Origin of the sequence: Pseudomonas sp. NFACC14 (assembly GCF_900106885.1) — a bacterium.
In the GTDB taxonomy this organism is placed as follows: Bacteria; Pseudomonadota; Gammaproteobacteria; order Pseudomonadales; family Pseudomonadaceae; genus Aquipseudomonas; species Aquipseudomonas fluorescens_AA.
The window spans coordinates 1-7,408 of record NZ_FNOA01000047.1 but is presented as its reverse complement, the minus strand read 5'-3'; the positions used below and the strand labels follow the sequence as shown (position 1 = coordinate 7,408).

The window sequence follows — 7,408 nt, the reverse complement described above, 5'->3', positions numbered from 1 at the left end:
CTGTGGGAGCGAGCTTGCTCGCGATGGGGCCAGGTCAGGTACATCAGTGGTGGCTGGTGTACCGCTATCGCGAGCAAGCTCGCTCCCACAGGGGTCACTGTTTAGGCAGACAGCGCACCTAGACCACCGACGACAACACAAACGACGTCACGGTGTTCTCCACCCCGGGCAACGCGGAGATTTCTTTCCACACTTTATGCACCCGCTCCGGGTTCGCCGCGCCCACCCGCAGCATCAAGTCAAACTCGCCACTCATCACATCGCACTGCAGCACTTCCGGCATGGCCTGCAGCGCTTGCAACACCTCGGCGCCGCGCATGCGGTCGTAGCGGTAGACAAAGATCACGGCGTTGATGTTCGACGACGCTTGCGCGCCCTCCCCGGTGCGCACCGTATAGCCCTGGATCGCGCCGTCACGTTCGAGGCGTTCGATGCGTTGGCGTACGGCGTTGCGCGAGAGGTTGACCTTGGCCGCCAGCTCGGCGTGGGCGGCGCGGGCGTTGAGGCGCAGTTCGGCGATGATGCGTTCGTCGAGAGGGTCGAGGATTCGCTTCATGGGGCCTCCGGTTATAGGGCGCCGAGCAGTTGATGGAGGGCAGCGAGGTCGTCCGGCTGGATGCGATGAATCTGCGCCGGGCCATGTTCGGAAACTGGACGCTGTTGCGCCGCAATCGTGATCCCCAACTCACCGAGCAACTGCGCCGATTTGGCCGGTGAGATCTCGCCCAAGGTCACCATCGGTGCCACCAGGCTGCGGCGATACAAGCGCGCCGCGAGCACGCCGGTGGCAGTGTGGGGGTCGATGACGTAGCCGGTGTCGCGGTACAGCGAGGTGATTTCCTCCAGCGTCTGTTCATCGCTGACCGCGTACGAGTCGATGATCATCCGCGCCTGTAGCCAGAACTCGTTGGCGATGGTCATTTCGCCACGGGTTTCGAAGGTGTGCATCAGCGCACTCACCGCTTGATCATCGTGCCCATAGAGCTCCCAGAGAAACCGCTCCAGGTTGGAAAAGATCGACAAATCCATGGCCGGCGACAGGGTCTTGCTGGCGCGCAACCGCGAGTAGTGATTCTTCAAAAAGAACTGATGCAGCGCATCATTCTGGTTGGTGGCGACGATCATCTGCGTGATCGGCAAGCCCATCTTCTGCGCGATGTAGCCGGCATAGACCTCGGCAAAACTCGCCGCCGGCACGCTGAAGCCAATGGGCCGCTGGCCGCCGCCCAACTGCAGCACCGCGTGGAAATAAAACACCAACTGCGCCATGACGCTGACCCAGTTGCTGGAATTGAAACTGATCGCCTCGTGCTGTCGGAACAGTCGGGTGACCAAGGTCTGGCATTCATCGAAACTGCCATCGACAGCCACTTGATGAACCCGCGGATGCGCCGTCGCTTGCAGGTCTTGAAGCTGGTCTTGCGGCACGCCGGCCTCGGGATAAATCACCACCACATCGGTCTCGTCGCAGTGCTTGAAGGCTTCGATGGCGGCCAGCCCGGTGTGGCCGTTGGTGACGCCGATCACCACGGCGCGACGCCCGTGTTTGCGCAAAAAGTACTGCACCAGTCGCGCCTGCAATTGCGCGGCAAAGTCCTTCGAGGAGCGGGTCGGCCCATGGAACAATTCCAGGACCCACTCGTTGCGATCCACCTGATGCAACGGCGCCAGGGACCGATGGCTGAACTGGCTGCCGGCGTCCTTGAGCACCCGCTTGAAGTCGGCCTCGGGGATCGCCTCGCCCACGAACGGACGCATCACTCGATAGGCCAGTTCGTCGTAGGCCAATGTGGACCAGTTAGCGATGTCCTGGGGTTCGAACTGCGGCAGTTCAACGGGGACGAACAGCCCGCCGTCCTCGGCGATGGCCGACAGCACAACTTTTTCGAAATCGACCTGCACGGCGGAATTTCGGGTACTCACATAGCGCATGGTCAACTCCGGATATTCACTTGAAACGGCTCACTTGAAACGATGCGCCTGCTCCACCAGCCAGGTGGAAAACCGCGCCGCGTCGGGGTGTTGCTCGGCCCCGGAACTGCGCACCAGGTAAAACGATTCGCTGGCTTCGATGCGCTGGGCGAAGGGTTCGACCAGGCGCCCGTCGTCCAGCAACTCACTGACCATCGACGACCGCGCCAGGGCGATGCCTTGCCCCAGTTCAGCCATGCGCAAGGTGCAGACCAGTGTGTCGAACTGCATGCCGGTCGAGGAATCGACGCTGTCGACACCGACCATTTTCAGCCAGTACCCCCACCCTTCTTCGTAGCCCAGCACGTGCAACAACGGCTGCTTCGCCACGTCCGCCGGCACCTTCAACGTCGCCATCAAGGCCGGCGAGCACACCGGGAACAAGGTGTCCCAGGTCAGGCGCTGGGACACCAGGCCGGGCCATTGCCCGTGGCCCCAACGGATTTCCATGTCGTCTTCGCCGTCCAGTTCCTTGACCCAGATGTTGCTGATGTAGCGGATGTCGACGTGGGGATGAGCCTGGCGAAAGTCCACCAGTTTCGGCGCCAGCCAGTGCACGAAAAACGCCAGGCTGCCGCGCACCTTGATCGGCCGGCGCTTGTGCTGGCCAAAGATTTCGTTGGTGCCCACTGCCAGTCGCGTGATCGCGTCCTGCACCACCGGCAGGTACGCCTGGCCTTCCTCGGTCAGGCCCAGGCCCCGGGGCAAGCGCTTGAACAGCGCCACCCCCAGGTGGCTTTCCAATTGGCGGATCTGCTGGCTGACCGCGCCCTGGGTCAAAAACAATTCGTCGGCGGCGTGGGTGAAGTTCAGGCAGCGGGCCGACACTTCGAATGCCCGCAGCCAATTCAACGGGGGCAACGTTTTTTGCTTCATGATCTGGACCTCGTTGACCCCCACGCACCGGGCACGTTTGCCCGCCCCGTCGACGCGGTTTAGAACGCGTCCGACGGTTGTGCCACGAGGGCAACCGACAAGCGTCGCTCGCGGCTTTTGCGGGTAATGTAATACACGAAGTAACACCAGGCGATGAACGGCAAGCCGAAGTACAGCGCCACCCGCTGCTCAGGGTCGAAGGCGATCCCGACACACGCCAGGCTGCAGCACACCAGCGCCCCCAGCGGCACCCACGGATAACCGCGAACGCGGAACTTGAGGTCGCGAATATCGCCGCCGTTGGCCACATAGTGACGACGGAAAGCGATCTGGCTCGCGGCGATGCTCATCCACACCACCACCACGGCCAGGCCGGAAATCGACACCAGTGCCAGGTAGATGGTGTCGGCGGCGAACACGCTGCTGAGCAACGAGGCGGCGCCGCCGGCCATGCTGACGATGATCGCGTTGAGCGGCGTGCCCATGCGGGTCAGGGCCGAGAACTGCTTGGGCAGGTGGCCTTGGTCGCTGAGGGTCCAGAGCATCCGCGAGGCGGCGTACAACCCGGAGTTGGCCGCCGACAACAGGGCGCTGATGATCACGAAGTTCATGATGTCGGCGGAGTACGGGATGCCGATGTAGGTGAACACCGTGACGAACGGGCTCTCCACCAGGCCGGCTTGCTCGCGGGGCAGCAGTGTCGCCAGGACAAAAATGGTCCCGACGAAAAACACCGCCAGGCGCAGCACGGTGGTGCGGATGGCCCGCGGTACATTGCGTTGCGGGTCCTTGGTTTCGCCAGCGGCGATGCCGATCAGTTCAGTGCCGGAAAACGCGAAGGACACCGCCAGCAGCGTCATCGCAATGGGCATGAAGCCGGTAGGAAAAAGTCCTTCGCGAGTGAAGTTGCTCAAGCCGATGCTGTGGGCCTGATCGATGTCCAGCAGGCCGAGAATCGCGCCACCGCCGATCAGCAGGAACACCACCACGGTCAGTACTTTGATCAACGACAACCAGAACTCGGTCTCGGCGAACAAACGCACCGAGACCACGTTGGTGAGGAACACCACGCCGGCGAACAGCGCGCTCCAGATCCACACCGGCGTGTCAGGAAACCATCGCGACATGAGGATACCGGCAGCGGTGAACTCGGAACCGATGGCCACCGTCCACGTCAGCCAATACAACCAGGCCACGGTGTAGCCGGTGCCGGGCCCGAGGAAACGCGTGGCGTAGGTGCTGAACGAACCGGTTTCGGGCATCTGCACCGCCAGTTCCCCCAGGCACATCATCACCATGTAGACCATCAGCGCACCGATGATGTAGGCGATCACCGCGCCCATGGGGCCGGCCTGGTTGACGGTGTAGCCGGACGTGAGGAACAGCCCGGTACCAATGACGCCGCCTAATGCCAACATGACGATATGGCGCGTCTGCATTTCCTGTTTGAAGCCGGTCCGCGTATTAGCTTGTTGTTCTGTTATGGACATGGTTGTTTCTCATGAAATGCCAGGGCGCGCCTCTACCTCTGCGCGAGTAAGACAAGCGCCACTGAGCTTTTATTATTATTCCTATTCATGAACGCCCCGCTGACAGCCTTGTCGCGGAGTATCAACATTCACACTTCAGGTCACTGTCTCGGTGAGGACTTCATTGAGTTGCGGATCAAGTGATTTTTTGACAAAGGCGAAGGCCTGTTTCAGGTCGTCCAATAAATCGTCCGTGTCTTCGATGCCCACCGAAACCCGCACCAGGCCTTCGGAGATGCCCAGGGCCTGGCGCTCTTCCAAGGTGTTCTCGACATGGCTGGTGGTGCGGGCCGGACCGTAGATGGTTTCCACCGCGCCCAGGTTGCCCGCGCAATGGGCGAAGCGCAGGCGTGGCAGGAGCAGCTTGACGGTGTCCATGCCACCGACCAGGACAAAACTGACGATGGCGCCGAAGCCAGACATTTGCGCGCAGGCCACGGCGTGGTTCGGGTGGCTGGGCAGGCCGGGGTAATTCACCATCTCCACCAGGGGTTCGGTGCAGAGAAATTCGGCCAGGGCCCGGGCGCTGTGTTGTTGCTGGCGCATGCGCAGCGCCAGGGTCTTCATGCCACGGATGATCAGGTAGGCCGAGAACGGGTCGAGGCTCGCGCCGTTGATTTCCCGGTAATGACGCACCTTGGCCATCAAGGCTTCGCGGCCGCACACCAGGCCACCGAGCACGTCGCCATGGCCGCTGAGGAACTTGGTGGCGCTGTGGATCACCACGTCCACCCCCAAGGCCAGCGGGCTCTGGTTCAGTGGCGTAGCAAAGGTGTTATCCGCCACCACCACCGCGCCGACACGCTTGGCCGCCGCCACCAGGCGCGGGATGTCGAGGATCTTCAGGGTCGGGTTGGTGGGAGTTTCCAGGTACAGCACCTGGCAGCCCTTGGCGATTTCACGCTCGATGTCGTCGTGATCGAAGGTCTCGCACAGGGTCACCGCCACGCCGGTGCGCGGCAGGAACTCTTCGAAGATCTTGTTGGTGCCGCCGTAACTGTCCTTGGTCGATACCACGCGATCGCCATGGGCCAGGAAGGTGTAGAGCACGCTGCTGATCGCCGCCATGCCGCTGCTGAAGGCCACGGCAGACTCGGCCATTTCCAACTCGCGAATCTTGGCTTCGAGGGTCTCGACGGTGGGGTTGCTCATGCGGCTGTAGATAAAACCGGGGGCCTTGCCCAAGGCAACGTCGTACCAGACGTCGATGTCGTCGTAACCGTACGCGGCGCTGGCCACGATGGGGGTTTGCGTGGCGTTGTAGGGGTGCCTGACTTGCTCCCCACCCCAGACCGCCCGGGTTCCCGCGCCGGCGTTATCAAGCCCTGTGCTGTCAGGTTTATTGTTCATTGAGGCTACTCACACTGAGGGGGTGGACGTTGAGCCATCCACCGGATCTGAGGGCCAATATAGGGAAAAGCCGCGGGGCCGAGAAACGATGTTATCGGTGCCAAAGGGGTGGTTTTTTTAATGGCTGAGTGCGAAGCAGCGACCTGTAAGTCACTGATTAACCCTGTGGGAGCGAGCTTGCTCGCGATGGCGGTGGGTCAGTTGCCATTGAGGGTGACTGATACTCCGCCATCGCGAGCAAGCTCGCTCCCACATTGGGATTTCATTGACTTTTGACTGTGCAGTGGGCCGTAAGTTATGTCGCTAAAATCGCTCAAAATATCTTGTTCCACGCATCCACACTCTATTCATCCACATCCTTAATAGAATCCAACCAGAGAAAGAAATAATTTTTTTGTAGCTGAGGATCACTCACTATATCTTGGTCTTCATAATCGAATATATTAACAAGATCCGCTCTCGATGCACGCTTACCTAAGACATGTTCATAAGCAGCTATTCCTGAAGACATTTGCGAGGACATACTAGAAGGTCGCACACTCAGTTTAGCCCCCTTACATAAAAACTTTAAATCAGAGTGCTCTTGAATAATTTTGCCAAGGCACTCATACACATCCACTCCGGAGTATTTTTTTGACCAACCGCTTTTGAAGGTCAGCATGACGGTTGATTTACTTGCATTAACATCAAGTACTACCTCTTCCCTTCGACCTTCTTTAATAACTGGGATAACTTGCTTCGTCATTTTTATTTCCTTTGAGGATTGGGTATAGAATATCCAACATAGGAACCATCCTTATTCAGGGGAGTGGCTCCGAGAATATCTTCAGCTTTTACTCGATCAGGAATGGCAATCTCACGCTCATAGCTATATGGAACATCGTTGCGAGGCAGCTCCTTATTCACATCACGCCCAGGAATTCTCTTTAGAACATACAGATATCCTTTCCGTGTATTATATTTTGTTCCGAAATAGGTCCCAACATTAACATCCGTAGTTGTACTAACAAAATTACTGGGTGGATCTCTGTTATCCCAAACATGAAGCAATAAATCAGTGCTTTTCCCCAAGCTCATAAAGCCCTCTTTAAAGATGACTTCTGGCTTCCTCAAGTCTCCACGATAAAGATATGTAGGTTTAGGGGGAGATTTTACTCCCTCATCCACCCCAACCTTACCCGCCGGATCCTGATCCCCAACCGCCGGCCGACACCCACCCTGCCCCGGACAATCCACCAACCCCAACGGATCCACCCACCCCGTCGGGTTCACCGTGTAGCGATACCCATTGAGCCCACCCGCCAGCTTGCTCGGATCAGGCGTCAAATAGCGGCCGGTCTCGGGATTGTAGTAGCGGTGCCGGTTGTAGTGCAGGCCGCTTTCCGGGTCGAAGTATTGGCCCTGGAAGCGCAGCGGTTGTTCCAGCTGTTCGCCGCCGCCGTGCTGGAGTTCGGTGAGTTTGCCGTAGCCGTTGTAGCGCGCCGACCAGACGATCTGGCCGGCGGGGTTGGTCAGTTCCTGGGGCGTGCCCAGGTGGTCGAGGTGGTAGTAGAACGGGCGGGCGTCGGGGCCTTCGCCGTCGAGCAGGGCCAGTGGGCGGAAGGTGCCCGGTTCGTAGACGTAGCTGCGGTGGTGGTGCGGGCTGTTTTCGGCGACGAGCTGGTCGCCCTGCCAGAAAAACT

Annotated in this window: 7 protein-coding genes; all 7 read right to left on the bottom strand. The window is 59.6% G+C overall.

Annotated features, from left to right (window positions below):
- Nucleotides 1-118: 118 nt before the first annotated feature.
- Nucleotides 119-556, bottom strand: a complete 438-nt coding sequence (locus tag BLU85_RS29975; protein WP_053125728.1) for an Lrp/AsnC family transcriptional regulator — start codon at nt 554-556, stop codon at nt 119-121.
- 11 nt (nt 557-567) lie between these two features.
- On the bottom strand, nt 568-1,932 hold the full coding sequence (thrC, locus tag BLU85_RS29970; RefSeq protein WP_092205596.1) for a threonine synthase: 1,365 nt from the start codon (nt 1,930-1,932) through the stop codon (nt 568-570).
- Nucleotides 1,933-1,962: 30 nt separating this feature from the next.
- Nucleotides 1,963-2,847 (bottom strand): LysR substrate-binding domain-containing protein, encoded by an 885-nt coding sequence (locus tag BLU85_RS29965; protein ID WP_092205595.1) that lies wholly within the window; start codon nt 2,845-2,847, stop codon nt 1,963-1,965.
- Between the two features lie 59 nt (nt 2,848-2,906).
- Nucleotides 2,907-4,337, bottom strand: a complete 1,431-nt coding sequence (locus BLU85_RS29960; protein ID WP_092205594.1) for an amino acid permease — start codon at nt 4,335-4,337, stop codon at nt 2,907-2,909.
- Between the two features lie 135 nt (nt 4,338-4,472).
- A complete protein-coding gene (locus tag BLU85_RS29955; RefSeq protein WP_092205593.1) occupies nt 4,473-5,726 on the bottom strand; it encodes a cystathionine gamma-synthase family protein in 1,254 nt (417 codons plus the stop codon).
- A gap of 343 nt (nt 5,727-6,069) precedes the next feature.
- A complete protein-coding gene (locus BLU85_RS29950; RefSeq protein WP_092205592.1) occupies nt 6,070-6,471 on the bottom strand; it encodes a hypothetical protein in 402 nt (133 codons plus the stop codon).
- 2 nt (nt 6,472-6,473) lie between these two features.
- Nucleotides 6,474-7,408: RHS repeat-associated core domain-containing protein (locus tag BLU85_RS29945; RefSeq protein WP_175497014.1), on the bottom strand; the 935-nt coding region annotated here is incomplete at its 5' end.

What these genes read in the sequence shown, in the direction of transcription:
- BLU85_RS29975 (WP_053125728.1), bottom strand. Translation starts at nt 556, where the DNA reads ATGAAGCGAATCCTCGACCCTCTCGACGAACGCATCATCGCCGAACTG.
- thrC (WP_092205596.1), bottom strand. Translation starts at nt 1,932, where the DNA reads ATGCGCTATGTGAGTACCCGAAATTCCGCCGTGCAGGTCGATTTCGAA.
- BLU85_RS29965 (WP_092205595.1), bottom strand. Translation starts at nt 2,847, where the DNA reads ATGAAGCAAAAAACGTTGCCCCCGTTGAATTGGCTGCGGGCATTCGAA.
- BLU85_RS29960 (WP_092205594.1), bottom strand. Translation starts at nt 4,337, where the DNA reads ATGTCCATAACAGAACAACAAGCTAATACGCGGACCGGCTTCAAACAG.
- BLU85_RS29955 (WP_092205593.1), bottom strand. Translation starts at nt 5,726, where the DNA reads ATGAACAATAAACCTGACAGCACAGGGCTTGATAACGCCGGCGCGGGA.
- BLU85_RS29950 (WP_092205592.1), bottom strand. Translation starts at nt 6,471, where the DNA reads ATGACGAAGCAAGTTATCCCAGTTATTAAAGAAGGTCGAAGGGAAGAG.